The organism is Roseateles flavus (assembly GCF_039872765.1).
GTDB lineage: Bacteria > Pseudomonadota > Gammaproteobacteria > Burkholderiales > Burkholderiaceae_C > Roseateles_B > Roseateles_B flavus.
On record NZ_JBDPZC010000043.1, the window covers coordinates 1 to 2,158 of the forward strand.

A 2,158-nucleotide genomic window follows, 5' to 3' on the forward strand; every position below is an offset into this window, starting at 1 on the left:
CGCCCCACCATCACGTTCTCCAGCGCCGTCATCTCCGAGAAGAGGCGGATGTTCTGGAACGTGCGGGCGATCCCCGTCTTGGCCACCAGGTGCACGGCCGTGGGCTGGTAGGGCGCGCCCCCCAGCTCGAACGTCCCCGCATCCGGCGTGTACAAGCCCGTGATCACGTTGAAGAAGGTGGTCTTGCCCGCCCCGTTGGGACCGATCAGGCCATAGACCTGGCCCTTGTTGATCTGGATGCCCACTTCCGAGAGGGCCTGCAGACCGCCGAAGCGCTTGGACACGCCGGCGACCTTGAGTACGACTTCGCTCATTGTTCTTTGCTCCTGCTGTCCTGGCTCACTTCACCGCCTGCGGCGCTGCCTTGCCGTGCTCCGGGCTCGGCCACAGACCGCGCGGGCGCAGCAGCATGATGCTGATCATCGCCAGCGCCACCAGCAGCTGGCGCAGGATGGCCGCATCCAGCCGCCCCCCCGTCATCTCCTGCAGCGGCCCGGCCACATAGCGCAGCACCTCCGGCAGCGCCGACAGCAGCAGCGCACCCAGGATCACCCCGGGGATGTGCCCGATCCCGCCCAGCACCACCATCGCCACGATCATCACGGACTCCTGCAGGCTGAACGACTCCGGGCTCACGAAGCCCTGGAAGGCCGCAAACATGCTGCCCGCCACGCCACCGAACGTCGCCCCCATCCCGAAGGCCAGCAGCTTCAGGTTGCGCGTGTTCAGCCCCATCGCCTTGGCCGCGATCTCGTCCTCGCGGATCGCCATCCAGGCTCGCCCGATGCGCGAGTTCTCCAGGCGGAAGCACAGGAGCACCGTCACCACCACCAGCGCCAGGAAGAAGTAGTAGTACAGCGTCACCGACGGCAGCGTGTACCCGAACACCTGCAGGCTCTTGCCCAGGTCGATGCCAAAGAAGTGGATCCCGTCGATCTGCCCGATCCCGCGGGGGCCGTTCGTGATGTTCAGCGGGTACTCCATGTTGTTCAGGAACACACGGATGATCTCCCCGAAGCCCAGCGTCACGATCGCCAGGTAGTCCCCCCGCAGCTTCAGCGTCGGCGAGCCCAGCAGCACCCCCGCCAGCGCGGCAAGACCTGCCCCCAGCGGAATGATCACCCACAGCGGCGAGTGCATGCCGTTGGGCAGCATCGCCGCGATGTTCTCGAAGTTCTCCAGCAGGTGCGGGCTGGCCAGCAGCGCGAACATGTAGGAACCCACCGCGTAGAAGGCCACATAGCCCAGGTCCAGCAGGCCTGCATAGCCCACCACGATGTTCAGGCCCAGCGCCAGCATCACGTACAGCAGCGCCAGGTCGATGATCCGCACCGGCCCGTTGCCGAACTGCTGCGCGATCAGCGGCACCACCAGCAGCCCCAACGCTGCCAGCACGAACACCACCAGTTTGGAAGATGTCTTATTGCTCATAGTCATTCCTTCTTTCCCCTCACTCCAGGCCGCACTGCACCGGGCCGCGAAACTGGCCCTCAGGCACGAAGTCCGAAGGTCCGGCTCCGCCGGCCTTACGGACTTGCCCCCTCGAGGGGGCGCGCGAAGCGCGTAGGGGGTGATTCATGTCAGGCACGGTCTGCGACGCGTTCGCCGAGCAGCCCCGAAGGACGCAGCGTCAGCACCAGGATCAGCGCCACGAAGGCGAAGATGTCCGCGTAGTGGCTGCCCAGCACGCCGCCGGTCAGGTCACCCAGATAGCCCGCGCCGATGGCCTCGATCAGCCCCAGCACGATCCCGCCCAGCATGGCGCCGGCCAGGTTGCCGATGCCACCCAGCACCGCCGCCGTGAAGGCCTTCAGGCCCGGCATGAAGCCCATGGAGTGCTGCACCGTGCCGTAGTTGGCCGCCCACATCAGGCCCGCCACCGCGGCCAGCGCCGCACCGATCACGAAGGTCGCCGAGATCACGAAGTCCGGCTTCACGCCCATCAGGCCCGCCACGCGCGGGTTCTCGGCCGTGGCGCGCATCGCGCGGCCCAGCTTGGTGTGGTTCACCAGGTACATCAGCGCCGCCAGGATCACCACCGTCAGCACCAGGATCAGCACCTGCGTCACCGTGATCACCGGGCCGCCCAGGTTGAAGGGCTCGGTGGGCAGCAGCAGCGGGAAGGGCTTCGGGTTCGGCTTCCACACAATCATCGCCA

Annotated in this window: 3 protein-coding genes; all 3 read right to left on the reverse strand. The window is 66.8% G+C overall.

Annotated features, from left to right (window positions below; genetic code table 11):
* Positions 1-314, reverse strand: a 314-nt coding sequence (locus ABDJ40_RS24635; RefSeq protein ID WP_347613752.1) for an ATP-binding cassette domain-containing protein, incomplete at its 3' end; no start/stop codon positions are given.
* Between the two features lie 25 nt (positions 315-339).
* Positions 340-1,431: an ABC transporter permease subunit gene (locus tag ABDJ40_RS24640; protein ID WP_347613754.1), complete on the reverse strand. Its 1,092-nt coding sequence runs from the start codon at positions 1,429-1,431 to the stop codon at positions 340-342.
* Positions 1,432-1,580: 149 nt separating this feature from the next.
* The coding region (locus ABDJ40_RS24645) for a branched-chain amino acid ABC transporter permease (protein WP_347613756.1) at positions 1,581-2,158 on the reverse strand (578 nt) is incomplete at its 5' end.